The 24,453-nt window shown below is 69.3% G+C and carries 23 protein-coding genes; 15 read left to right on the forward strand and 8 right to left on the reverse strand.

What is annotated here, in order from left to right:
- Positions 1-25 precede the first annotated feature (25 nt).
- Entirely contained in the window at positions 26-1,147 is a 1,122-nt protein-coding gene (locus tag BXA03_RS00510) for an ABC transporter substrate-binding protein (protein ID WP_143476178.1), read from the forward strand.
- A gap of 28 nt (positions 1,148-1,175) precedes the next feature.
- Here BXA03_RS00510 and BXA03_RS00515 read toward each other — a convergent pair whose 3' ends face one another.
- Complete coding sequence (locus tag BXA03_RS00515) at positions 1,176-3,104, reverse strand: arylsulfatase (protein WP_083715781.1); 1,929 nt, start codon at positions 3,102-3,104, stop codon at positions 1,176-1,178.
- 77 nt (positions 3,105-3,181) lie between these two features.
- A complete protein-coding gene (locus BXA03_RS00520) occupies positions 3,182-4,213 on the reverse strand; it encodes a formylglycine-generating enzyme family protein (RefSeq protein ID WP_076503246.1) in 1,032 nt (343 codons plus the stop codon).
- Between the two features lie 271 nt (positions 4,214-4,484).
- On the opposite strand from BXA03_RS00520, the gene BXA03_RS00525 reads away from it, so the two are divergent.
- From BXA03_RS00525 to BXA03_RS00535, 3 genes are all read left to right on the forward strand, one after another.
- On the forward strand, positions 4,485-4,943 hold the full coding sequence (locus tag BXA03_RS00525; RefSeq protein ID WP_159444688.1) for a MarR family transcriptional regulator: 459 nt from the start codon (positions 4,485-4,487) through the stop codon (positions 4,941-4,943).
- Positions 4,944-5,041: 98 nt separating this feature from the next.
- A complete protein-coding gene (locus tag BXA03_RS00530) occupies positions 5,042-7,228 on the forward strand; it encodes a tannase/feruloyl esterase family alpha/beta hydrolase (protein WP_159444689.1) in 2,187 nt (728 codons plus the stop codon).
- 20 nt (positions 7,229-7,248) lie between these two features.
- Positions 7,249-8,226: a Bug family tripartite tricarboxylate transporter substrate binding protein gene (locus BXA03_RS00535; protein WP_083715783.1), complete on the forward strand. Its 978-nt coding sequence runs from the start codon at positions 7,249-7,251 to the stop codon at positions 8,224-8,226.
- A gap of 130 nt (positions 8,227-8,356) precedes the next feature.
- Here the strand turns inward: BXA03_RS00535 and BXA03_RS00540 are convergent, their stop codons facing one another.
- Together BXA03_RS00540 and BXA03_RS00545 are read right to left on the reverse strand one after the other, a co-directional pair.
- Entirely contained in the window at positions 8,357-9,259 is a 903-nt protein-coding gene (locus BXA03_RS00540) for an MBL fold metallo-hydrolase (protein ID WP_076503250.1), read from the reverse strand.
- Between the two features lie 34 nt (positions 9,260-9,293).
- A complete protein-coding gene (locus BXA03_RS00545; protein WP_076503251.1) occupies positions 9,294-9,935 on the reverse strand; it encodes a DsbA family protein in 642 nt (213 codons plus the stop codon).
- 79 nt (positions 9,936-10,014) lie between these two features.
- Between BXA03_RS00545 and BXA03_RS00550 the strand changes: the two genes are divergently transcribed.
- Positions 10,015-10,968 carry a LysR family transcriptional regulator gene (locus BXA03_RS00550; RefSeq protein WP_076503252.1) on the forward strand — a complete coding sequence of 318 codons (954 nt, stop codon included), beginning with the start codon at positions 10,015-10,017 and terminating at the stop codon, positions 10,966-10,968.
- 143 nt (positions 10,969-11,111) lie between these two features.
- The gene (locus tag BXA03_RS00555) at positions 11,112-11,372 is read left to right on the forward strand and encodes a hypothetical protein (RefSeq protein WP_076503253.1); all 261 of its coding nucleotides are present in this window, start codon (positions 11,112-11,114) and stop codon (positions 11,370-11,372) included.
- A gap of 66 nt (positions 11,373-11,438) precedes the next feature.
- Here the strand turns inward: BXA03_RS00555 and BXA03_RS00560 are convergent, their stop codons facing one another.
- The 3 genes from BXA03_RS00560 to BXA03_RS00570 form a co-directional block, all read right to left on the reverse strand.
- Positions 11,439-12,422, reverse strand: a complete 984-nt coding sequence (locus BXA03_RS00560; protein WP_076503254.1) for a Bug family tripartite tricarboxylate transporter substrate binding protein — start codon at positions 12,420-12,422, stop codon at positions 11,439-11,441.
- A gap of 44 nt (positions 12,423-12,466) precedes the next feature.
- Entirely contained in the window at positions 12,467-13,876 is a 1,410-nt protein-coding gene (locus BXA03_RS00565; protein ID WP_076503255.1) for an FAD-dependent oxidoreductase, read from the reverse strand.
- A 115-nt stretch (positions 13,877-13,991) separates the two neighbouring features.
- A complete protein-coding gene (locus BXA03_RS00570) occupies positions 13,992-15,014 on the reverse strand; it encodes a tripartite tricarboxylate transporter substrate-binding protein (protein ID WP_076503256.1) in 1,023 nt (340 codons plus the stop codon).
- A gap of 89 nt (positions 15,015-15,103) precedes the next feature.
- Here BXA03_RS00570 and BXA03_RS00575 point away from each other — a divergent pair, with 89 nt between their 5' ends.
- Positions 15,104-15,955, forward strand: coding sequence for a helix-turn-helix domain-containing protein (locus tag BXA03_RS00575; RefSeq protein WP_076503257.1), 852 nt, complete (start codon positions 15,104-15,106; stop codon positions 15,953-15,955).
- A gap of 38 nt (positions 15,956-15,993) precedes the next feature.
- Here BXA03_RS00575 and BXA03_RS00580 read toward each other — a convergent pair whose 3' ends face one another.
- Positions 15,994-16,935, reverse strand: coding sequence for a LysR family transcriptional regulator (locus BXA03_RS00580; protein ID WP_076503258.1), 942 nt, complete (start codon positions 16,933-16,935; stop codon positions 15,994-15,996).
- Between the two features lie 108 nt (positions 16,936-17,043).
- Here BXA03_RS00580 and BXA03_RS00585 point away from each other — a divergent pair, with 108 nt between their 5' ends.
- The 8 genes from BXA03_RS00585 to BXA03_RS00620 all read left to right on the forward strand — a co-directional run bounded on the left by BXA03_RS00585 (position 17,044) and on the right by BXA03_RS00620 (position 24,453).
- A complete protein-coding gene (locus BXA03_RS00585) occupies positions 17,044-18,048 on the forward strand; it encodes a Bug family tripartite tricarboxylate transporter substrate binding protein (protein ID WP_076503259.1) in 1,005 nt (334 codons plus the stop codon).
- A 16-nt stretch (positions 18,049-18,064) separates the two neighbouring features.
- A complete protein-coding gene (locus BXA03_RS00590; RefSeq protein WP_076503260.1) occupies positions 18,065-18,751 on the forward strand; it encodes a nuclear transport factor 2 family protein in 687 nt (228 codons plus the stop codon).
- Between the two features lie 300 nt (positions 18,752-19,051).
- Entirely contained in the window at positions 19,052-19,831 is a 780-nt protein-coding gene (locus BXA03_RS00595) for a GntR family transcriptional regulator (RefSeq protein WP_076503261.1), read from the forward strand.
- Between the two features lie 24 nt (positions 19,832-19,855).
- Positions 19,856-21,070 (forward strand): ABC transporter substrate-binding protein, encoded by a 1,215-nt coding sequence (locus BXA03_RS00600; RefSeq protein ID WP_076503262.1) that lies wholly within the window; start codon positions 19,856-19,858, stop codon positions 21,068-21,070.
- Positions 21,071-21,097: 27 nt separating this feature from the next.
- Positions 21,098-21,970: a branched-chain amino acid ABC transporter permease gene (locus BXA03_RS00605; RefSeq protein WP_076503263.1), complete on the forward strand. Its 873-nt coding sequence runs from the start codon at positions 21,098-21,100 to the stop codon at positions 21,968-21,970.
- Positions 21,967-22,929, forward strand: a complete 963-nt coding sequence (locus BXA03_RS00610; RefSeq protein ID WP_076503264.1) for a branched-chain amino acid ABC transporter permease — start codon at positions 21,967-21,969, stop codon at positions 22,927-22,929. Before BXA03_RS00605 ends, BXA03_RS00610 begins: the two co-directional genes overlap by 4 nt.
- On the forward strand, positions 22,922-23,692 hold the full coding sequence (locus BXA03_RS00615; RefSeq protein ID WP_076503265.1) for an ABC transporter ATP-binding protein: 771 nt from the start codon (positions 22,922-22,924) through the stop codon (positions 23,690-23,692). The genes BXA03_RS00610 and BXA03_RS00615 overlap by 8 nt, the downstream gene beginning before the upstream one ends.
- A complete protein-coding gene (locus tag BXA03_RS00620; RefSeq protein ID WP_083715786.1) occupies positions 23,689-24,453 on the forward strand; it encodes an ABC transporter ATP-binding protein in 765 nt (254 codons plus the stop codon). Before BXA03_RS00615 ends, BXA03_RS00620 begins: the two co-directional genes overlap by 4 nt.

Raw genomic sequence — 24,453 nt, forward strand, 5'->3', positions numbered from 1 at the left:
AGGCCTCTCTCCACCCGAGCCGATCATGAAGCTGCTTCCCTCCTTCCGAATGACCTTCCTGGCTGCTGCCCTGGCTGTCAGCACCCTGGGCCTTGCCGCCCATGCCCAGCAGGCGCCTGCGGCGTCGCCGGCCACGACCGCAGCAGTGGAGCGCGATGGCAGCGGCCAGAGCCTGAACGACCTGTACCAGGCAGCGCTGAAGGAAGGCGGCGCACTCACCGTCTACGCCGGCGGCGACGAGGTCACCCAGGGCTTCGGCATCAAGGCCGGTTTCGAGCGCCAGTTCCCTGGCATGAAGCTCAACCTGATCGTCGACCTGAGCAAGTACCACGACGCCCGCATCGAGGAAGAGCTGCTGCGCAAGGACCTTCAGGTGGACCTGGCGCACCTGCAGACACTGCACGACTTCGACAACTGGGCGGCCCGCGGCCTGCTGCTGCCCTACAAGCCGATCGGCTGGGATCAGATCCCCACGGCCTACAAGGACCCGGCGGGCCGCTTCACCGGCCTGTTCATGCTGACCTTCGCCAACAGCTACAACAAGAACTACGTCTCGGCCGACAACGCGCCGCGCGACTATGCCGACTTCCTGAAGCCGGAGTTCAAGAACCGCATCGTCATCGCCTATCCCAACGACGACGACGCCGTGCTGTACGTGTTCGACAAGATCATCCACAAGTACGGCATCGGCTTCATCGACCAGCTCAAGGCCAATGGCGTGCAGTGGGTGCGCGGCACGCAGACGCCCCGCGATGCGGTCGAGGCGGGCAAGTACGCCATCTCCACGGGCACCTCGGGCGCCTTCGTGCCGGTGGAGTCGTCGTCGCTGCGCTTCGTGCTGCCCAAAAACGACCCCTTCCTGACCTGGGCACAGACCGGCGCGATCTTCAAGGATGCGAAACACCCGGCAGCCGCCCGGCTGTACATGAGCTGGATGCTGTCGCTGCCGGTGGCGTCCAACCCGCGCCAGTTCCCGATCCGGCAGGACGTGCAGCCGCTTCCCGGCTTCAAGACCATCGACCAGTACAACACGAGCCCGGAGGACTTCCATGCCTTCATGAGTGACCGCGCCCGGGTCGAGCGTCTCAAGAGCCTGATGGAGCGGCTGATCGGACCGGTGCAGGGCATCTCCCCGCTCAAGGACTGAGCACGTCCGGTCCGCCGCGCAATGGTCCTCAGAGCGCGGCTGGGTCGCGCTTCGGTGCGGGGGGCGTGGCCGGGACCAGCACCTGGCTGTCCAGCACGTAGCGATCCCAGTCCTTCTTGAGCGCGTCCACGAGGTCCGGCCGCTCGGCGGCGCGGTCCTTCGTCTCGCCCCGGTCCTCGAGCGTGTTGAAGAGCTTCCAGGGCAGGTCGGCGTAGGTGCGGGCCGGCATGCCGGGCACCGCGGTGCGGCTGAGCTTCCAGCCGTCCGGCCCGTTCACGTAGCCCTGTCCCAGGTATTCGAAGGCGACGGACTCGGTGGGCGGCCGCACGGTGGGCACGGCCGAGGCCGACTGCAGCGCAGTGCGCAGCGAGACGCCTGTGACCGGCACGATCGCCTTGCCCGCGTACTGCTGGGTGGGCACGGCGATGCCGGCCATGTCCAGGAAGGTAGGCAGCAGGTCCTTGACCAGCGCGGGCGAGACCATCGCGACGCGGCCCTGGTCCTTGCCCTGCAGCTTGATCATGGCGGGCACGCTGACCGAGCCTTCCGCACCCGTGAAGGTCTTCCACAGGCGGAAGGGCGCGGCGCTCACCTCGGCCCAGCGCTCGCCATAGGCTACGGCGGAGCCTTGCTTGCCGATCGAGTCGAGGTCGGTGGCGGCTGTGATGGCGGCACCCGCGGCGGGGTTGCTGTCGGCGCCGTTGTCGGACATGAAGAAGATCACCGTGTCCTCGTACTGACCGGTCTCGCGCAGGTAGCTGACGAGCCTGCCGATCTGGGTGTCGAGGTTGCTCACCATGGCGGCGTAGACCTCCATGGCCCGCGCCTGGCGCGCCCGCTCGTCGGCACTCAGTTCGGTCCAGCGCTTCTTGCCCGTTCCGCCTTCGGACACGCTCGCCAGGCCGGCGTTTTCGACGAAGTTCTGCGGCAGCACGCCGAGCTGCTTCATCTTCGCGATGCGCCGCGCGCGGATCACGTCGTAGCCTTCGTCATAGCGGCCTTTCTGGGCCGCGATGTCCGCATCGGGCGCCTGCAGTGGCCAATGCGGTGCGGTGTACGCCGCATAGGCGAAGAAGGGCTTGCCGCTGCTGCGGTTGCTCTCCAGATACGAGAGCAGCTTGTCGGTGTAGCTGCGGGTGGAATAGAAGTCCGCGGGCAACTGGGTGGCCGGGAAGGCCACGTCGTCTTCCGTGTAGGTCGTAGTGTCGTAGCGCGTGGGAGGCACGCCGCTGCGCGGCGCGAAGTGCGCGCCGGCGCCGTCGAGCAACGCGAAAGACCGTTCGAAGCCCTTCTTGTTCGGATAGGCCGCGGGCAGGAAGCGGGAGCCGCCGGTCGCATCGGAGAACTCGTAGGCCAGGTGCCACTTGCCGGCCATGTAGGTGTGGTAGCCCGCATCCTTGAACAGTTGTGGCATCGACAGCGCGCCATCGACCAGGTGGCCGCCGTAGCCGGGCGGGATGTTGTCGTAGGTGAAGTCGACGCCGAAGGGCGCGTTGCGGGTGCTCACCAGGCTGGTCACGTTGTTCTCCATCGCACCCATCCCGACGCGGTGGCTGTCCGCGCCGGTCATCAGCATGCCGCGTGTGGGGGAGCAGGCCGGAGAGGCATAGAAGCGGGTGAGCATGCGGCCGTCGCGCATCAGCGCATCGATGTTCGGCGTTGCGATCTCGCTGCCGAATGCACCGATGTCCGAGTAGCCCATGTCGTCGGCCAGGATCACCAGGAAGTTGGGGCGCTTGGCCACCGGAGTCTCCGGCTGGCTGCCTCCGTTGCCTGGGGGCGGGCTTGCCGTCACTGGAGCTTTGCTGCCGCCACTGCTGTCGTTGCCCGTTGCCGGAATGAAGCCGGTCAGGCGCGATCCGCTGTCGCCACCGCAGCCTGCCAGCGTCAGCGCAAGCAATCCGCCCAGCAGCGTGAAGGCCGCGCGCGGTGCGGCGCGGCGAGAGGTCGTTTTCATGGATGTCTCCTTTTCTTTTCCGATAGGGCAGTGAATCGATGCCGGCAACGGCCGGCGAGGCGACTGGGCTGCGGCCACTACGACCCGGCAGTCCCGCGCAGGACGGTGCGGAAGCCCACATGCGAGGTCGACATGTCCGCTTCCTGTGGTTGGCGCGCGGTGGTCCGGTAGCGCAGGCAGTAGCTGCGGGCGCAGAGGAAGGATCCCCCCTTGATGACCCGCTGTTCGCCGCGGCGCGGGGTGCCGCCAGCCTCCCGGATGGACAGGGTGGGGTCGCCATTGCCATGGGGCTGGTGCGCCCCGGAATAGCGGTCCCGCGTGAGCTCCCACACATTGCCGATCACGTCGAACAGGCCATAGCCATTGGCGTCGAAGCAGCCCACCGGGGAGAGGGCGGCGTAGCCGTCTTCCGTGGTGTTCAGGTCGGGGAACATCCCTTGCCAGTAATTTGCCGTCGGATGCCCCTGGGCGTCGCGGGGCTCGCGGTCGATCTGCTCGGCCGAGCCGCCGCCCTGGGCGGCGTATTCCCATTCGGCTTCCGACGGCAGGTCGCGTCCCAGCCAACGTGCATAGGCCAGGGCGTCCGCATAGGTGACGAGCACGACCGGCTCGTTGGGCTGGGCCGTGGCCTTGCTCGAGCTGCCCTGGGGCCGGCGCCAGTTGGCACCCTGCCGCCATTCCCACCATTCGCCTTCGCGCAGCACGCCGTGGCCGGCGCGCGGGACCTGGAACACGGCGGCGGCGCCTTCACGTTCCGCCTCGGTCACGTAGCCGGTCGCGCGAGTGAAGGCCGAGAACTGGGCGTTGGTCACCTCGGTGCGGTCGATCCAGAAGGCATCGATGCGCAAGGATTCGCCGGTCGGCTTTTCCTCCGCATAGCCCTGGGCACTGCCGAGGCGGACGGTGCCCGCGGGGACGCGCACCATGCCCGCCCGGGCCTGCACGCCGAAGCCGTCGGGCAGGCCCGAATAGTTGGTGCACAGGCGCGGCAATGTCGCCGCAGTGGCGGCGCCCATGCTCGCGCCGCGGCCCAGCAAGCCCGCCACGCAAAGGCCTGCGGCCAGCGTCGCGAAGGCAGCGCCCAGCCATGTTCGCGACGCCTTGTTCATCGCTCGCGTCCTCGGGACTGAACACGTCGTCCGCGGGCAGCAAGGGTGTGGTTGAAAATCGATCGGCCTGCGCAGCCGCCATTGCACGGAAGGGGCTGGTCGAATGAATGGGTCACGGTGCTTGCTTGTCTCGTCGTCTGCCCACGGTGGGTCGCCGGCACTCTAGGGCGCGGCATGTCTCTTGTTCTAATCAATCAATCACAGGGATCACCCGCAACACGGCGCACACGGATGGTGGAGACGAGCTTTGGAGAGAACGGCTGACCTCTTTTTGTTTCGCCTGGCCAAGCTGGCCTCGGTGAGTGGCCAGCCTCTGGTGCGGCTGTGCGAGGGCAAGTACGGCATCACCCGACGCGAGTGGCGGCTGATCGTCGTGCTCAGCCAGGAGGGGCCCTTGCTGTCCACGGCGCTGGCCAGGCGCGCCAGCATCGAGCCCGCCCGCACCTCGCGCACCGTGACGCAACTGGTGACGCGTGGCCTGGCCGAACGGATTCCGCGCTCGAACGATCGGCGGTGCATCGAGATCCACCTGACTCAGCGGGCGCGGGACATCTACGCGGATCTCTATCCGGTGGTGCGTGATCTTGAAAGCGCGCTGCTCGCGGGCTTTTCGGCCGAAGACCGCGCCGAACTGGGGCGCCTGATGGCCATGCTGGAGTCCTCAGCGGGCACGCTGGTCTCGCAGGAGGACCTGCCGAAGGCGGACCGCCGCAAGTTGCATCGGAAGTAGGCGAGGGCGCGCAAACCCTAGGAATAGTTCATTTTTGCAATCATCTTGTCGTGACCTAGATTCGCCGGGCGCCCCCCAAGAGTCCAGGAGACAAGATCATGAAGAACCCCCCCGGCCGATACCTCGGCCTCGTTGCCGCGGCCTGTTGCACGGTCGTCGGCCTCGCTGCATGCGGCGGAGGAAGCGGCGGCAACGGTGCCAACGTCGCCGCGTTGGCCGCACTGGGCGGTCAGACCACCGGCACGGGAACCCAGAACCCGCCCGCCAACCCCTCCAGCCCCTCCAATCCCTCGACCCCGGCGGTCGCAGCCGGCGTGACGCTGCTGGCCAAGGTGAGTTCGACGAGCGCGCCCGGCGGAATGACCGACACGGTGTACCGCGTCCGGGTGGTCAACGGTGCAACGGCACTGCAGAGCGCCATCGCGACGGCCACCTCGACCGGCGCCGACGTCACGGTGCTGGACGGCATCGTGCGGGTGGGCGGCCTGGGCGCCAACGCCAGCGCCGATCCCCAGGACACCATCACCTTGCGCCATGCCGCCAACGTGGTGCCCAACACCCGCCTGGCCTGGGCGGTGCGCGAGCATGCGGCGCCCGGTGCCGCGTCCTGCGCGGCGCTGGTGGACGCCGCGGCGAACCGCGACCTCTTCCCGCCCAACGTCAAGGTCACGACAGCGGAACTGGTCGCGGCCACGGCGCAACTGCCGGAGCATTGCAACCTGCTCGGCACGATGAACGAGCGCCAGGGCGCGAACAGCTCGCCGGGCAAGACGCAGACCTATGCCATCAAGTGGCAGGTGCGCATCCCCACGCAGTGGAACGGCCGCTTCTACATGCCGGGCGGCGGCGGGCTGGACGGCAGCATTCCCAGCACCACGGGCCAGCTGGCCAACGGCTACGCCATCGCGGCCAATGACTCCGGCCACGACAACAACACCAACTCCGACGACCTGGCGGCCTCGGCCGGTGCCTTCGGGACGGACTTCGACGCCCGCGTGGACTTCGCCTACCGCGCCATCCAGCTCACCACGCAGCTGGCCAAGGGCTTCATCGTGACCTATCAGGACAAGGACCCGCAGTACTCCTACTTCGAAGGCTGCTCCATGGGCGGCCGCGAGGCGCTGATGGTCACGCAGCGCCTGCCGGAGCAGTTCGACGGCGTGGTGGCGGGCGACCCGGCCCTGAAGTTCGCGTCGGTGAGCGCCAAGTCCGTGTACATCGCGCAGCTCTTCGGCAACCTCGCGAAGAAGCAGGGCGAGTTCTCGGCCAACGGCGTGCCACTGGCCAGCAACACCTACACCAACCAGGACCTGCAGCTGGTCTCCAAGGCGGTGCTCGACGCCTGCGATGCGCTCGACGGCCTGACCGACGGCATGGTCAACCAGCCGCTGCTGTGCACGACGCCGCGCGTCAAGCCCAAGCTGGATGCCTTGCGCTGCACCGGCGCCAAGACGGCCAGCTGCCTGACGGGCGACCAGATCGACACCATGGTCGCCTACTACGACGGGCCGGTCACGCCATCGGGCAACCGCCCGTACTACGGCTGGATGTGGGACGCAGGCATCGCCGGCTGCACCAGCGCCGCCGACTGCAACGTGCCCGGCGCGACCAACATCGCCACGGGCTGGCGCACGTGGAATCTGGGCACGTACCAGACCAACCGGGCCACCGCCGTCAACACCGCCAGCGCGTACACCGCGGCCCGGGGTGGTGCGGCATCCACCGTCGTCGTGCCGACGCCGCCTGTCATGCCGTCCCCAGTGGCCAACGAGGCGTTGACCAACTACGTCATGAACCTGGACCTGGACCTGTACGTGAGCAGCCTGTCCCGGACGACGCCGGAATTCCCGGTGTCCGGCTACGACCTGTACGAGACGTCCTCGACCGATCTGTCGAAGTTCAAGGCCAAGGGTGGCAAGCTGCTGATCTACCAACCGCAGACCGGTGGCCCGTTCTCGCCGCTGGCCATGGTGGACTACTACCAGAAGCTCAATGCGGCCAACGGCGGCAGCGCCTTCAACTACGCGCAGACCCAGACCTTCGCCCGCCTGTTCATGGCGCCCGGCATGCAACACTGCAGCGGCGGCCCGTCGACCAACGTCAGTCCCTTCCAGTCGGTGGTGGACTGGGTCGAGGCCGGCAAGGCGCCCGACCGCGTGGTCGGCACCGCTGCCGCCAGCACGCCCTGGCCGGGCCGCACGCGCCCGCTGTGCCCCTTCCCGAAGACGGCCGTGTACACGGGCCAGGGCAGCATCGAAAACGCCGAAAACTTTGCCTGTCAGTAAGGACAGGTGTGGAGACTCTGATGAATCGACGAACGACGACGCGGGCACTTGCTGCCCTGATGACGGGCCTGTGCATGACGGGCGGTACTGCGATGGCGCAGACCTGGCCCACCAAGCCCGTGACGATCATGGTCGGCGTGCCCGCCGGGGGCGCACTCGACCCCTTCGCCCGGGCCCTGGCCGACCAGCTCAACAAGACCACCGGCGGCACCTTCATCGTCGACAACCGGCCCGGCGCCAACGGCAACCTCAGCGCCGAGATGGCCCTGAAGGCCACGGATGGCAACACCCTGTGGATCGGCACGCAGTCCATGATGACGATCAACCCGGCGGCCTTCGCGCAGCTGCGGTGGAAGCCGTCCGATTTCGTCCCGGTGCTCAAGGCCGTCGAGGCACCGCTGGTGCTGGTGACGAATCCCTCGGTCAAGGCGAAGAACTTCGCGGAGCTGGAGACCTGGGTCAAGGACCCGGCCAACAAGGCGGCCTATGCCTCCTTCAGCCCGGGCACGCCCTCGCACTTCCTGGGCTACCAGCTGAACGAGAAGCTGAAGGCCAAGATGGTCCACATCCCGTACAAGGGATCGGCACCGCAGATCACCGACATCCTGGGCGGGCAGGTGCCGTTCGGCTTCACGCAGCTGGCGGCCGCGACGCCGCAGATCAAGGAAGGCAAGCTGACGGCCATCGCCGTGACCGGGCCGAAGCGCTCGCGCTACCTGCCCGACGTGCCCACGCTGGCCGAGGTCGGCCAGGGTGATCTGACGACGACGATCTGGTTCGGCGTCTTCGTGCCGCGCAGCACCGATCCGAAGCTCGTGGAACAGATCCGCAGCGCGGTGCTGAAGGCCCACAAGGAGCCCGCCTACCGCGCCCGGCTCGAGATGCTGAACTTCGACGTGCCCGATGGCTCGATCCCGGAATTCGAGAGCGAGATCGCCAGTGACACCGCCCGCTGGGCTGCGCTGGTCAAGGCCACCGGGTTCAAGGCGACCGACTGAGGCAAGTTTTTTCCGTGGTTTGGCGCCCAGCGGGGCGCCTTTTTTTTGGCCCTGCGCACGGCGCTTCGACCGTCTTTGCACGGACGGGTGGGTCAGCCGTGCGGAGCCAGCCGGCCGCGCGCCAGGCGCCTCAACCCCACTTCATCTCGCCCTTGGCCACCTTGGCGCCGATCTGCAGCGCGGTGGGCAGCCCGGCATCGGGATAGCGGCGGGTCATGGCCGCGATCAGGGCGTCGCCATTCGGTGCGCGAGCCAGTTCCTGCTCGAAGGCCAGCAGGTAGTCCCGCGTGTAGTTCACCGCGGAGACATCCAGCGGGCCATTGGCGGACAGGTGGCCCGGCACCACGACGGCCGGGCGCCGCGCGGCGATGGCCTCCAGGGTCTTCACCCAGGCGGCGCGTGAGGCCGGCGTGGGCGTGTCGGCGGTCCACACATGCAGGCCCGAGAAGACGAGCACCCCGCCGAAGGCGGCGTTGAGCGACGGCACCCACAGATAGCGCCGCGCGCCCAGGTCGGTGGCCTTCACGATCTCGATCGTGTGGCCTTCCAGGCTCAGCGACGGGCCGTCGAAGGCCTCGGGGAACACGATGTCCGACAGCTTGCGCGGGCCGCTGTCCTTGAGCATCGGCGCCCAGGTGTCGATCTTCTTCTGCGCGGTGGCACGGATGGCAGCCAGCGTGTCGGCGGCGGCGATCACGCGGGCTTCGGGGAAGGCCGCCTTGATCGGGCCCAGGCTGAAGTAGTAGTCGGGATCGCTCTGGCTGATGTAGATGGTGGTCAGCCGCTTGCCCGAAGCCTTGATCGCCCCGGCCACGGCGCGGCCGTCGGGCAGCGAGAAGCCGCCGTCGATCAAGAGGGCGTCGCGGCTGCCGGAGAGCAGCACCGGCGCGCGGAAGAAGCCGGCTTCGCCCGTCGGGAAGTGCTTCCATTGCAGCGGTGCCGGGGCGGGCAAGGGGGTGGCGCAACCCGCCAGTGCGGCGGCGGCGCCGGCGGCTGCGGCGGCGGTCTGGATGAAGTGTCTGCGGGTGGTCATGTGGATGCTGGTCTCGGGCGATGGACGAGGGGTTTCAGCCGCCGGACGCGATCTGGGCGACCAGGGCCTGTGGATTGGCGAACACCGCACTCGAATGCAGCATCTGGCGCTGGCCGTCGCGCTCAAGGATGAAGGTCGGCACGCCGCCGGCACCGGCCTGCCGCATCATGGCCTGCGCCTGGGTCAGGCGCTGCTGATTGGCGGTGAGCAGGGCGATGTCGGGCTGCCTCAGGTGCGCGACCGCGTCGTCGGGGCCGAGGGACGCAAGGATGGCGGCCAGCGTGTCGATGTCGGTGATGTCGCGGCCTTCGACGTAGCGCGCCTGCTGGATGGCCTTGAGGGCGTCGGCCTCGCGCTGCGGTGCCGTGAGCGCCACGGCGGTGAGTGCGAGCGTGGCCGGTCCGCTGTCGAAGCGCTGCTGGCGATTGGCCAGCACCTGGTCGCGGTAGCGTTCGGAAAAGGGCTGGCCGGTCAGGTGCGCAATGCGCTGGTCGTTGCTCCAGGCATAGGCCGCGAAGTCGTCGTCCATCGGGCGGGCGCCGCCTTCGGAGAACAGGCCGCTGGGCTGCAGCCGCACCGTGAGTCCGGGCGCGGCGGCCAGGGCCGCGAGCGCGGGACCGGCGCCATAGCACCAGCCGCAGAGCGGATCGAAGATGTAGTGCAGGGTGGGTGTCATGGCGGGGTTCCGTGAGAGAAGGACGCGATCGTAGGCAGCCAGAATGGTTGGATAAATCCAGCACAGGCAGATGACGCGTATGGCAAAAGCAAACAATCTCGGCGAGGCCGGCAGCGGGCACCTGGCCAACCTGAAGCGCCTGGCCTACTTTGCCGCCGTGGTCGAGACCGGCAGCTTCACGGCTGCCGCCGAGCGGCTGGGCATCACCAAGGCGGTGGTGAGCCAGCAGGTGGCGCGGCTGGAGCAGGAGTTCCACACCGCGCTGCTGACCCGCACCACGCGGCGCGTGGCGGCCACGGCGGCGGGCCAGGCCTTCTACGAGCGCTGCGCGCTGATCCTTGCGCAGGCGCACGATGCCTTCGACGAATTGAACGAGGCGGCGGCCATGCCCTCCGGCACGCTGCGGCTCACCGCGCCGCTCGACTACGGCATCGCAGCCGTGGTGCCTGCCATTGCCGAATTCACCCGCCGCCATCCGCGCTGCAAGGTGGATGCGATGCTGAGCGACCAATGGCTGGATGTGATGGCCGGCGATGTGGAACTGGCGATCCGCGTCGGCTGGCTGACGGAGCCGAGCGTGCAGGCCCGGCAGATCGGCACCTTCCGGCAGGTGCTGGTGGCGGCGCCCTCGTGGCAGCCCCGCCTGGCCGGACTGGCGCACCCCGAGGACCTGGGCGCGCTGCCCTTCGTCGCCAATGCGGCGCTGCGCGAGCCGGGCCGCTGGCGCTTCTCACGCGGCGACGACCAGCAAAGCAGCGTGAGCGTGACCTCGGTGATCTCGCTGGACGCGACGCTGGCCGTGCGCGAGGCGGTACGCCAGGGCGCCGGCCTGTCGGTGCTGCCCGACTATGTGGTGGCCGACGACCTCGCCGCCGGGCACCTGGTGCCGGTGATGCCGGCATGGACGCTGCCCTCGGGCGGTATCCATGCCGTCTTTCCGGCCACGCGCTTCCGGCCGGCCAAGGTGCGGGCCTTCGTGGAGGTGCTGCAGGAAAGGATCGCCGCCTCGGCTGGCCGGCACGGCACGATTTAGGGCGGCAGACGCCGCCGAGTCGTCAGGGCGGTCCTCGCTGCCATTGCTGGCGCCCATGGCCTTCGCCAGAATCGGCCCACGGCGCCGGTCACGAGGATCCGGCCGAACTGCATCCGGGCGCCGGTGGAGATGGACGACCTCGCATGCCCCAAGAACTCCTGGACATCCTGGCCGACCTGCGCGCCGGTCGCTGGAATGCCGCGCACGACCGGGTGCAGCGGCAGGATTCGCTGCTCGCCGCATGGCTGCACGGCATCGTGCACCTGCAGGAGGGCGATCTGGAGGATGCGGAGAACTGGTACGAGCGCGGTGCCCGGCGCTTCCGCAGCCGCGGCTTGCTGGAGGAAGAGATGGCGGCCTTCGAGGCCGCGGTGCGCGAAGCGCAGCAGCACCCGCCGGTCTGAGCCTTTGCAGGCTGCACCCGCCAGACCCGCGGCGCCGCGTTCACGCCCTGCCGGGGCCGGGGCTGCCTACTCGATGCGGATGTTGGCGGCCCGCGCCACCGGTTCCCAGCGCGCCCGCTCCGTACGCGCGAGTTGGCGGAAGGCCTGCGCCGAGCCGCCCTTGGGTTCCGCGCCCATCGCCAGCAGGCGCTCGCGCGTCTCGGGCGCGGCCAGCACCGTGTTGATCGCACCCGACATGGCCTGCACCAGCGGTGCCGGCGTGCCGCCGCGCATGAAGAAGCCGATGGACGAGGCGCCGTACAGGTCCGGGAAGCCCGACTCCGCCAGCGTCGGGATGTCCGGCGCCAGGGCCGTGCGCTCGCGGCTGCCGGCAGCCAGAATGCGCACCCGGCCGGCCTGGTGCTGCGTCAGGTAGTCGGAGATGACCGAGACGCCCGCCGGCACCTGGTTGCCCATCAGGTCGGTGAGCAGGGGCTGGCCGCCCTTGTAGGCGACGAGCTGCAAGTCCACCTTGGCGAGCTGGCTCAGCCGCAGCATCAGCAGCGCGCCCACGCTGCCCATGCTGGAGGTGCCGACGCTGGCGCGCAGCGGATCGGCGCGCGCCTGGTCCAGGAAGGCGGCCAGCGTGCGCGGCCCGGCGGTCGGCACGACCAGCGCATGCGGAATGTGCACGCCGTCGCATACCGGCACCAGGTCGGTCTCGGGGTCGTAGGGCAGCCGGCTGTACAGGAAGGGAAAGAAGGCCGCCACCGCGATGGGCGCGAACATCACCGTCCCGCCGTCGGGCTCGGTGGTCTTGAGGTACTGGCTGGCGACCAGGCCGGTGGCGCCGGGCTTGTAGTCGACCAGCACCTGGCGGTTCAGCACGGGCTTGAGCCGCTCGGCGACCAGCCGCGCCACGTTGTCCATGCTCGCGCCCGGCGGCACGACCACGATGATGCGGACGGTGTCGGGCAATGGCGCGGCCGCACGCCCGGGCCGCGGTGCCCCCAGGGTGGCGGTGGTGGCGGCGGCCGTGGCGGCCTGCAGGACCTGTCGTCGTGTGGGCATGGGTCAGTCTCCTTTGTTCTTCGGCGGTGGCGCGGTGGATGGGTTCAGAACAGCGGCTCGGTCCACGCCAGTTGCTTCGGGCCCACGCCTTCGCGGATGCAGCGCGCCGCCGCCAGGCCGGCGACCTCGCCCGTCTGCGTGCACCAGGGAAAGTTGCGCATCACCATGAAGATGGTCTCGAAGGTGAAGGACAGCGAAGCGCCGGTGAGCAGCAGGTTGTTCACCTCGCGCGGCAGGAAGCAGCGGTAGGGCACCTCGAAGCTGTACTTGGCGTACGCATCCCAGAAGAAGGTCTTGGTCATCGGCCGCGTGACGGCGTCGGCGAAGCGGCGCTCCTCGCGTGCGTCGTCCATCGAGAACACGTACTCGCCCAGCGGATGGCGCCCATCGCGCACGCCCACGTAGCGGCCCACATGGGCGATGAAGGCGTTCTCGAAACCGGGCACGTACTTGCGCAGGAACTGGGCCTCGGCATCGATCAGCCGGCGCAGCTCGCGCTTGGCGCGCGAGGCATGCTCGGCATCGTCGTCCATGTGCAGCGCCCATTCGTATGGCACGTTCTGCCACAGGATGAAGGTGCCCGGCCCCTGGATCGGGCTCATGTCCACCGTCGGATGGCCGATGTAGTGGTCGCCATACACGCCCTTGTCGGCGAGCCGGGGCCGGTAAAGCTCGGGCGGGATGTCGCCGGCCGCACGGGCACGGGCGATGAGGCGCTCCAGCCGCGGGTCGTCCGCGGTCTTCTGGTAGGCGGCGGTGCGGGCGAAGTCGATGCCGCCCATGATCCACAGCAGGCCGCCGGGCACGGGCCGCGACTGGCCGTCGTGGGCCACCGTCTCGGGCTGGCGGCCGCCGCCGCGCACGAATGGCGCACCGGCGCGTGCGACCACCTCGGACGTGCCGGTGCCTTCGACGAAGAGCCGGCCGGCGATGGCGCGGCGGCCCTCGACCGTCTCCACGATGGCATGGGTGATGCGCCGGCCGTCGCCCTCGGCCGCCATGACGACATCGACGAAGGCCGCGCCGTAGAGGGCCTGCACGCCAGCCTCGTCGAGCATGCGCAGCATGACGTTGCCGGCCCCGTCCGGATTGAAGGAGGTGCGCTGGAAGGCGCTGCCGGGCGGCAGGTAGTAGTCGTAGTGCGCGAGCGGGTTGCCGGCCCAGTCGGGCAGGCTCTTCTCGTCGGCGGTGTAGAGGCAGCCTTCGCGGTCTAAGCGCGCCATCAGCTCGCTGTGGATGCCGCCCACGCCCGCATTCGCTGCGCCTTGCAGTCCGCTGGTGTGCACGCCGCCGGGCATGTCGAACTTCTCGACGATGACCACGCTGCAGCCTTCACGGCGTGCGCGAAGCGCCGCGGCAAAACCGCCGGGGCCGGCGCCGATCACGACCACGTCGGCATCGGCGATGACGGGGATGCCGTCGATCGTGGGGCAGGAAATGTTCTGGGGGCTCATGGCAGCAATCATTCGAAGGAAAAGGAAGAAGGGCTCCGGCCGCCGATGCCGCGGCCCGGCAGCGGCGCTTGCGTGCGCCGAGCCGTGCGAGAGCGCTGGGCGAAAAGGCGGGGGCTCAGTCGGTCGGCGTGAAGCCGGAGGTGCGCACGATCTCGCCCCAGCGGGTATGCAGGGCCTGAAGGTCGGCGCGGAAGCGCGCGGGGCTCTGGGGCGCCACCTCCAGCCCCATCTGCGCGAAACGCGCCTGGGTCTGCGGCAGGGCCAGCATCTGGTGGGTGGACTGCGCCAGCGACGCCACCATCTCGGCCGGCACGCCGGCCGGCGCATAGAGCGAATACGACTCCTCGATGACGATGTCGGGGAAGCCCGACTCGGCATAGGTCGGCACCGCGGGCAGGAAGCGGAAGCGCTGCGTGCCCGTGGTGGCGATCAGGCGCAGCCGGCCCGAGGACATCAGCGGCAACGCGTCGGCCGGCGTCAGCACGCCCGCGGCGATCTGGCCGCCCATCAGGTCCTGCACCAGCGGCGCCATGCCGCGATACGCTGCGTGGGTGAAGTCCATGCCGGCCAGCCGGCCCAGCAGGATGCCGGAGAAGTGCGCACTGGTGCCCGCGCCAGGCGAGCCGAAGGAGGCCTCCTTGGGGTTGGCCTTGCACCAGGCAATGAACTGCGCCAGGGTGCGGACATCGGCCGGGACCCGCTCGCTGATGGCCAGCACGAAGGGAAAGCGCGCCAGCGGCGTCACCGGCACCACGTCCTTCATCGGGTCGTAGCGCAGGTTGCGGTAGATGTGGGGGAACAGCACCATCATCCCGCTGGGGCTGACCAGCAGGCTGCTGCCGTCGGGCGGTGCCGACTTCACATGCTCGACCGCCAGCCGGCCGCTTGCGCCCACGCGGTTGTCGACGATCACCGTCTCGGCATGGCGGCCACGCATGTGGTCTGCGAGCAGCCGGGCGGTCACGTCCGCGGAGCCGCCGGTCGCGAAGCCGGTGGTGATGGTGGCCAGCTTCAGCCGCGGCGCGGCGCCTGCCGGGGCCTCCTGGGCCATGGCGGCAGCGAGGCCGGTGGGCAGAAGGGCGAGGGCGCCGAGGCGCAGCAAAGCGCGCCGATGGAACGCGGCAGTGGAATGGGTCATGGGCGGGTCTTGTCTCCTGGGCTGCGACGTTAAGGGCGCCTGCCCCGGTGCCCTAGCGAAATGCGCGCTTCTTACACTGGGTGTAATTCATGGACAGCATCAAGACCATCCGCGCAGTGGAGCGCGCCTTTGAGGTGCTGCGCGCCATCCAGCGCTTTCCCGAGGGTGCCACGCTGGTCGAGCTGCAGCGGGCGACCGGCCTGTCCGGCCCGACCCTGCTGCGCCTGCTCAAGACGCTGATGGGCCTCAATGCCGTCAGCCGCAGCATGGCCGATCAGCGCTACCGCAACAGCGTGCAGTTGCACGCGCTCGGCGCGAGCATCCAGCCGCTGGACCGGCTGGCCGACGTGGCCGCGCCCTGGCTGGACCGGCTCTGTCAGCAGATCGAGTGGCCGTCGGACCTGCTCGTGCACCGCGGCGAAGACGACTTCATGACCGTGCTGGAATCGAGCCTGCGCCAGAGCCCCTTCTATGTGCCCCGCCGGAGGGGCCGCGTGCGTGTGAACCTGCTGGGCTCGGCCTCGGGCATCGCCTTTCTGTGTGCGTTGCCTTCGGCTCAGCAGCAGGCGCTGATCCGTCGGGCCCGGGGCGGTGCGGACCTGCACAACACCATGGTGGCGGCGCTGAACGACCTTGCGCAGCATCTGCGCCTGTCCTGGCAGCGCGGATGGGCGCTGCGGCACCCGCTGTACCGGGGCGGCGGCCATGCGCTGCCGGCGCGCGACGATGGCCTGCAGGCCCTGGCCCTGCCCATCGTGGCGCAGGGGTGCGTGCTGGGGGCGCTCAACGTCAACTGGAACCGCAAGGCGGCGACGGCCGAGCAGATGGTCGAACGCCACATGCCCGCCCTGCAGGCGGCAGCGTCGGGCATCGCCGCCGAGGCGGGGCAGATCGGGCTGCTTCAGGACCTGCCAGCACTGCGGGCCGTGCGCAAGGACTAGCCGCGCAACAGGCCTGCGACCTGCACCGACCGGCAGCCTCAGCGCGACAGGCGCAGCGCCTCGGCCAGCCGGTCGAGCACATCCACGTACAGCGTCGCCACCTTGCGGACCATGAGCACGAGCTGCGTGGCGGGCAGCGGCTGGCGCGTGCGCACGATGCGCAGCCGACCCGCCGCGATCTCGGCCTCGGCCGCCTGTGCAGGCACCACGGCCAGGCCCAGGCCCGCCACGGCGAACTGCACGTTGGCTTCCAGCGAGTTCGATTCGATGGTCGGCACAGGCGCCGCCTGACCGCCGGCCTTGAACATCTGGTCCACCGAGGTGCGCAGGTGCGTGCCCGTGTGGGGCAGGATCCACGGCAGGGTGCCCAGCGCCTCCCAGTCGTAGGGCCTGCGCCCCGGCAGCCGAAGCCCGCGGGCGGCGACGACCACCATCTGCACCTCGCCGCAGGCCTGCAGCGAGAGCATGCCCAGGTCCAGGCCCGCGACTGCCTGCGGCGCATAGAGCGCGAGCACGGCATCGATGTCGCCGCGCAGCAGCAGCTCGATCAGCGCATGGAGGCGCCCCTCATGCACCTGAACCAGCGGCCCCGGCGGCGGCGCCGCGGCGCGCAGTCGCGCGAGTACGTCGGGCGCCACATGGGCGGCGATGAAGGGCGGCATGCCCAGACGCAGCAGCGGCGTCTGTGCGGGCGAGGTGTCGGCCATGTCGCGCCGCAATGAATCCAGCTCGCCCAGCAGCAGGCGCGCATGGCGGGCCATCTTCAGGCCCGCCGCGGTCGGCGTCATGCCAGCCGACGAGCGATCGAACAGCTGGATGCCGAGCGCCGACTCCAGCTCGCGCAGCGACTTGCTGAGCGCAGCCCGGGTCACATGCAGCTGCTGCGCGGCCACGCCCAGATTGCCCGACTGCACGAGCGCCACAACGAGTTCGAGTTGATGGAAGCGAAGGCGCCGTGCCAGCGAGATCGGCAAGGTCATCGGAGGATGTTAACCAGCGGTTGATGGCGGGGCCGATTTGTCGATGGCAAGCGGGAGATGGGCTGCCTACGATCCCGGCACCAAGAAAAGAACACGGAGACATCGTGCATGCCTGACCCCACCGCTGCTGCGCCGCATCGGCGCGCCTTCCTCGCCGGCGGCCTCGCGCTGGCCGCCTGCTCGCCCCGCTGGGCCTTCGCGCAGGGCTTCCCCATTGCGGGGCGCCCGATCCGCATCGTCATTCCAGCGCCACCGGGCGGGCCGGCCGACATCCTGGGTCGCGCACTCGGCGCCCACCTGAGTGCGCAACTGGACAACGTGCCCGTCATCGTGGAGAGCAAGCCGGGCGGCGCGAGCGTGCCCGCCGCACTGGCCGTGGCGCGTGCGCCCGCGGACGGCCACACGCTCTTCCTGGGCCTGAACACGACGCACACGCAGGTGCCGCACATGTTCGCCAAGCCGCCCTACGACCCGTTCAAGGACTTCACGCCCATCACGCAGATCTACCGCAATGGCGGCGTGCTGGTGGCCCATCCCTCGGTGCCGGCGAACGACCTCAAGTCGCTGATCCAGCTCAGTCGCGACGCGGCCCAGCCGGTGCCGGCCGGCTCGCCCGGGCCGGGCACCAACGGGCACCTCTACATCGAGATGCTCAACCAGCAGTACGGTGCGCGGCTGAACCATGTGCCCTACAAGGGCTCGGCCGATGCGATGCGCGATCTGCTGGGCGGCTTCATCCAGGTGCAGTTCGATTCGCCGACGACCTCGCTGCCGCACCTGCGCAGCGGCCGGCTCAAGGTGCTGGCGGTGACAGGGCCGACGCGCATCCGCGAACTGCCGGACGTGCAGACGGGCCGCGAGCAGGGCTTTCCGGCGCTGGACGTGGCCGGCTGGATGGGCTTCTTCGGGCCTGCGGGCCTGCCGCCCGACGTGCTCGCCAGGCTCAATGCGGCGCTGGTGGCGGCGATCCGCGCGCCGGAGATCAAGGCGCAGTTCGAGCCGCTCGGCCTGGAGCTGACGGGCACCAGCGTCGAGGAATTCCGCCGCATCGTCAGCGACGACTACCAGGCCTGGGGCCGCATCATCCGGCAGACGGGTGTGCGGCTGGATTGACTTTCAAACTGACCCCATGACGCATTCCGTGAACCAAGACCTCGAAGCCCTGCAACGTCGCATCGACCTGCTGGAGCGGCGCATTGCCCGCGCCGAAGACACCGAGGCCATCGAGCGCCTCACCCGCATGTACGGCTACTACCTCGACAAGGCGCTCTGGTCCGAGATCATCGACCTGTTCACCGAGGACTGCAGCGTGGAGATCTCGGCCCTTGGCGTGTACGTCGGCCGCGACCGTGCCGCGCAGCTGTTCCGCGACATCCTGGGCAAGGGCCCGGCCATGAGCGACGAGAACGGGCTGGTGTGGGGGCGCCTCTACAACCACCTGATCGTGCAGGGCATCGTGCACCTGGACGAGGACGGCCTTGGCGCCAGCGGCCGGTGGCGCTGCTTCATGCAGATCGCCGAGTTCGGCGCCAAGGCGACGTGGGGCGAGGGCCCCTACGAGATCCGCTACCGCAAGGAAGGCGGCGTGTGGAAGCTGCACCGCCTGCACTTCTACCGCACCTACCACACGCCCTTCGACGAGGGCTGGGCGAAGGCACGCTCACCCCAGGGCGACCTGCGCCTGCGGCACCAGCCCGACCTGCCGCCCACGGTGGACTACGAGCCCTATCCCGCGGCCTTCGTGCCCCGCTTCCACTACCCGAATCCGGTGTCGGGCAGCCGGGCCCACACGCGCGACGACATCGAGGCGGTCTGAGGCTTCGGCCGCGGTTCCCAGCAGCCCTGACGTACCGCACATCGATCCTCTCGCCCATCCGCGCAATGCGCCCCAAGCGCGTGCGCGATGCCCCGGCATGGGGAGCCGCAAGGTTCATCGCACGGGCCAGGGGTGGACGGATGCACGGATCCCGCCCCGCCGCTGCCTGGATTGCGGGCATGACTCCTGCATGCCGGCCGGGCCTCCACGTCGCCCATCGTCGGCCGCGCCAAAGCCCGAAGCCTCGCCTTGAAATGTCTTATTGACAGAACAATAAAACGGATCCTACGATCATTTCCCATGTCCTCGGCGCTGCCGCTTCCCAAGTACCACCGCATCTACCTCGTGCTCCGGCAGCAGCTGGAGGAGGGCGCTTTCGAAGCGGGACTGCCGGGCGAACATGCCCTGATGGAGCAGTTCGAGGTGTCGCGGGTCACGGTGCGCAAGGCGCTGGAGCGGCTGTCCGACGAGGGCCTGATCAAGCGCGAACCCGGCCGCGGCACCCGGCCCACGACGGCCAATGCCTCCGTCGCCGCACCCGACCGCACGCCGCTCACCGGCCTGCTCGAGAACCTCGTCACCATGGGCCTGAAGACCTCGGTGAAGGTGCTCGATGTGGCGGGCATCACCGCCTCCGAGGCGGTGGCGCAGGCACTGGGCATTCCGATCGGGGCCGAGGTGCAGAAGGCGGTGCGGGTGCGCAGCACGCGCGAAGGGCCGCTGTCGCTCATCACCACCTACGTGCCCCAGGCGCTGGCGCAGGGCTTCGGCCGCCGCGAGCTGGCGCGCAAGCCCATCCTGCTGCTGCTGGAGGAGTCGGGCGTGCGCGTGGGTCGGGCCCACCAGAGCATCTCGGCCCGGCTGGCCGACGCCCACACGGCCGAGCACCTCGACGTGTCGGTCGGCACGGCGCTGCTGGCCGTGCGCCGCCTCATCTACGACGTGGACGACCGGCCCGTGCAGTGGCTGCACGGCCTGTACCGGCCTGACCGCTACGAGTACCAGATGGAGCTGTCCCGCGTTGGCGACATCGACGCCAAGGTGTGGGTCAGCAAGGACGCTTCCGCCCGCTTTTCCTGACATCGACCCACGAAGGAGTTCGCCGTGACCCAGACCACCCGCAACCGTCGCCAGTTCATCGCCCAGTCGGCGGCCGCCGCATCCGCCCTGGCCCTGCCGACCATCGGTGGCGCCCAGCCGCGCAGCATCAAGGTCGGCGTGCTGCACCCGGTCACCGGGGCGCTCGCCTATTCGGGCCAGCAATGCCGGGCCGGCGCGCTCATGGCCATCGAGGACATCAACAAGGCCGGCGGCATCAAGTCGCTCGGCGGTGCGCGCCTTGAAGCCCTGCTGGGCGACGCCCAGTCGCAGCCGCAGGCCGGCGCGGCCGAGGTCGAGAAGATGAACGAGGCTGGCGTGTCCGCCGTGGTCGGCGCCTTCGCCTCGGCCATCTGCCTGGCCACCACGCAGGCCGCCGCCAAGTACAACCTGCCGCACATCGTGGACGTGGGCGTGGCCGACCAGATCGTCGAGCGCGGCCTGAAGAACACCTTCCGCTTCGGCCCGGGCTACAAGGCCGTGACCGACCTGGCCATGGCCAACCTGCACGTGCTCAACAGCGTGGCGGGCAAGCCGGCCAAGACCGTGATGATCATCCACGAGGAGTCGCTCTTCGGCACCGGCACGGCCAACCTGCTGTCGCGCGAGCTGCCGGGCTTCGGCTTCGAGGTGAAGGAAGTCATCAAGCACGCCAACCCCACGCGCGACTTCAACAACATCGTGCTGCGCATCAAGTCCGTCAACCCGGACATCGTGATCCCGGCCAACTACTACAACGAATACGCACTGCTGGTGCGCACCATGCAGCAGCAGCGCGTGGTGCCCAAGGCCATCTACTCGGTGCTGGGGGGCGCGGCGTCGAGCTACAAGTTCGTGCAGGAGTTCCCCGATGCCTCGCACGGCATCATCGACTGCAACCACTGGTTCAACCCCAAGGACGCACGCGCCCAGGCGCTGAAGAAGCGGGCCGAGGCCCAGAAGCTGTACTTCAGCTATGAGCTGTTCATGACCTACACCAGCATGATGCTGCTGGCCGATGCGCTGGAGCGGGCCAAGTCCAGCGAGCGCGCAGCGCTGATCGACGCGCTGGAGAAGAGCACCTTCTCCGACCACTTCATGCCCTATGGCCCCACCAAGTTCGTCAACGGGCAGAACCAGGGCGGCCGCCCGCTGATGACGCAGGTCATCAACAAGGACATCAAGGTCATCATCCCGCGCGAATACCGCGAGGTCGAGCCCCTGTTCCCGCTCAAGGCCTGAACGGCACCGCCACGGGTCCTCTTCCACATGTTCGATCTGTCGATCGTGGTGCCGTCCGTGCTGAACGGACTCACCACCGGGGCGGTGTACGCCCTCATCGCCCTGGGGCTCACGCTGATCTATGGCGTGCTGCACATCATCAACTTCGCGCACGGGGCCTCGCTGATGCTGGCGCTCTATGCCGTGTACTGGCTGCGCGCGCAGTTCGGCATCGACCCCTACCTGGCACTGCCGCTGGTGGTGGCAGGCATGTTCGCGCTGGGCTACGCATTGCAGCGCGGCATCATCAACCGCGCCAGCCACGGCAAGGACGAGAACATCCTGCTGGTCACGCTGGGCCTGTCGATCGTGATGGAGAACCTGGCGCTGCTGTTCTTCCGCTCCGACACGCGCACCATCGACACGCCCTACACGCTGACCACGCTGCAGATCGGCCCGGCCTTCATCGCGCTGCCCAAGCTCATCGCCTTCGGCGGTGCGCTGGCCGGGGCGGCCGTGCTGCTGTGGATCGTCAAGGCCACCGACCTGGGCCGCGCGATCCGCGCCGTGGCCAAGGAGAAGCAGGGCGCGCGCCTCATGGGCATCGACGTCGACCATGTCTACGCCATGAGCTTCGGCATCGGTCTGGCCTGCCTGGGCGCGGCGGCCTGCTTCCTGCTGCCGGCCTACTACGTCAACCCGCAGGTGGGCGGCGGCTTCGTGCTCGTGGCCTTCACCATCGTCGTGCTGGGCGGCATGGGCAGCTTCACGGGGGCACTCGTGGGCGGGCTGCTGATCGGCGTGGTCGAGTCGCTGGGTGGCCTCTTCCTGGGCGAGTCGCTGGGGCAGATCGGCATCTTCCTCATCTTCATCGCGGTGCTGCTGTTCCGTCCCCAGGGCCTCTTCGGAAGCAAGGCATGAAATCGGTTCTTCTCATCGTGGTGTTCGCCCTCGTGGTGGGCGCCATCCCGCTCGTGACCACCTCAGGGGTCTGGCTCAACTTCGTCATGATGGCGCTGTATGCCGGGCTGCTGGCGCAGGCCTGGAACATCCTGGGCGGCTTCGGCGGACAGTTCTCCTTCGGCCATGCACTGTTCTTCGGCTTCGGTGCCTACGTGCAGGCCATCGCGCAGCTGCAGTGGGGCTTCAACCCCTGGGTGGCGCTGGTGGCGGCGGCCGGTGTCTCGGCGCTGGTGGGCCTGGTCGTGGGGGCGCTGAGCTTCCGCTACGGCCTCAAGGGCTCGTACTTCGCGCTGGTCACGCTGGCCTTCGCCGAGGTGTGCCGCATCCTGGCGCTGTCGCTGCCCTTCACCGGGGCCGGGGTCGGCCTGATGGTGCCGCTGCGCGAGTCGGTGGCCAACATGCAGTTCGGCTCGCGGGTGGGCTACCTGTACGTGATCCTCGCCATGGTGGTGGTGGCCCTGCTGGTCAGCGCCTGGCTGCGGCACTCGCGCTTCGGCGCCTACCTGCAGGCGGTGCGCGACAACGAGGACGCGGCCCGCGCGGCCGGGGTCGACCCGCTGCGCGTCAAGCTAGGCGCCATCGTGCTGTCGGGTGGTTTCATGGGGATGGCGGGCGCTTTCTACGTCCAGGTGTTCCAGTACATCGACCCGGGCATCGCCTTCGGCTCCACGTCGTCGGTGGAGGCCCTGGTGGCGGCCATCGTGGGCGGCATGGGCACGGTGTGGGGTCCGCTGCTGGGCGCCTTCGCGCTGCATGTGCTGGCGGACCTGACCCGCAACCTGTTCGGCGAACTGCCGGGCATCAACATGGTCATCTATGGCTGCGTGCTGGTGCTGATCGTGATGTTCCTGCCGCGCGGCATCGCCGGCGTGGGGCAGAACGTGCGCCGGCTCTGGAAGGGAGGCCGCGGTGGCTGATCATCTGCTCGAAGTCGAGGGCGTCTCCAAGACCTTCGGCGGCCTGCGCGCCGTGCGCGAGGTCTCGCTGGCGGTGCCGGCAGGCTCGCTCACCGCGCTGATCGGCCCCAACGGCGCCGGCAAGACCACACTGTTCTCGCTGATGTCGGGCTTCCAGCGCCCGGACACCGGCCGCGTGCGCCTCGGTGGGCGCGACATCACCGGCCAGGCGCCGCACCTCAATGCCCGCATGGGCATGGGCCGCACCTTCCAGATCGTGCAGCCCTTCGCCGCGCAGACCGTGCGCGAGAACATCGCGGTCGGCGCCCACCTGCACCATGCCAACCGGCGCGAGGCCCTGGCCAGCGCCGAGGCCGTAGCCCAGCGTGTGGGCCTGGGGCCGCAGCTGGACAAGCCGGCCTCCGACCTGACCGTGGCCGGCCGCAAGCGGCTGGAGCTGGCGCGGGCCCTGGCCACGCGGCCGCGCCTGCTGCTGCTCGACGAGGTGCTGGCCGGCCTCAATCCGCAGGAGATCGCCGAGATGCTGCCCGTGGTGCGCGCCATCCGCGAGGAGGGCGTCACCGTCCTCATGATCGAGCATGTGATGCAGGCCGTGATGAACCTGGCCGAGCATGTGTGGGTGCTGGCCCAGGGCGAGCTGATCGCCGAGGGGCCGCCGCAGGTCGTCACGCGCGACCCCAAGGTCGTCGAGGCCTACCTGGGCCATGGCACGGCCGCCCGCCTGCAGCGCGGCATGGCGGCGCAGGCGGAGGTGCAGGCATGAGTGCACAGGCAATCGAGACGCAGGTCGTGCGTGACGCGGGAACGACCGCCGCAGAGACCCTGCTCGACGTGCGCGGCCTGCGCGGCGGCTATGGCCGCATCGAGGTGCTGCGCGGCGTGGACCTGCAGGTCGCCCGCGGCGAAATGGTGGCCCTGCTGGGCAGCAACGGCGCCGGCAAGACCACCTTCAACCACACGCTGTGCGGGCTGGTGAAGCCCTGGTCGGGCTCGGTGCGCTTCAACGGCGTGGAGCTGGGCGGTGCGCACTACCGCGAGGTGGTGCGTGCGGGCCTGATCCAGGTGCCCGAGGGCCGCAAGATCTTTCCCAACCTGAGCGTGATGGAGAACCTGGAGCTGGGCTCCTTCACCCGCGCCCGGGCGCGCCGCGCGCAGAACCTGGAGAAGGTGTTCGGCATCTTCCCGCGGCTCAAGGAGCGCACCGCGCAGCTGGCCGGCACCATGAGCGGCGGCGAGCAGCAGATGCTGGCCATCGGCCGTGGCCTGATGGCCGAGCCCGAGCTCTTGATCCTGGACGAGCCTTCGCTCGGCCTGTCGCCGCTGCTGGTGGAGGAGATGTTCTCGCTCATCGGCCGCCTGCGCGGCGAGGGCCTGGCCATCTTGCTGGTGGAGCAGAACGTGGGCCAGGCGCTGGAGATGGCCGACCGCGCCTACGTGATCGAGAACGGCAGCATGCGCTTCTCCGGTCGGCCGGAAGAGTTGCTCAATTCCGACGCCCTGCGCCGCGCCTACCTGGGGGTCTGA

It is taken from the genome of Pseudacidovorax sp. RU35E, assembly GCF_900156165.1.
Taxonomy (GTDB): Bacteria; Pseudomonadota; Gammaproteobacteria; order Burkholderiales; family Burkholderiaceae_C; genus Xenophilus.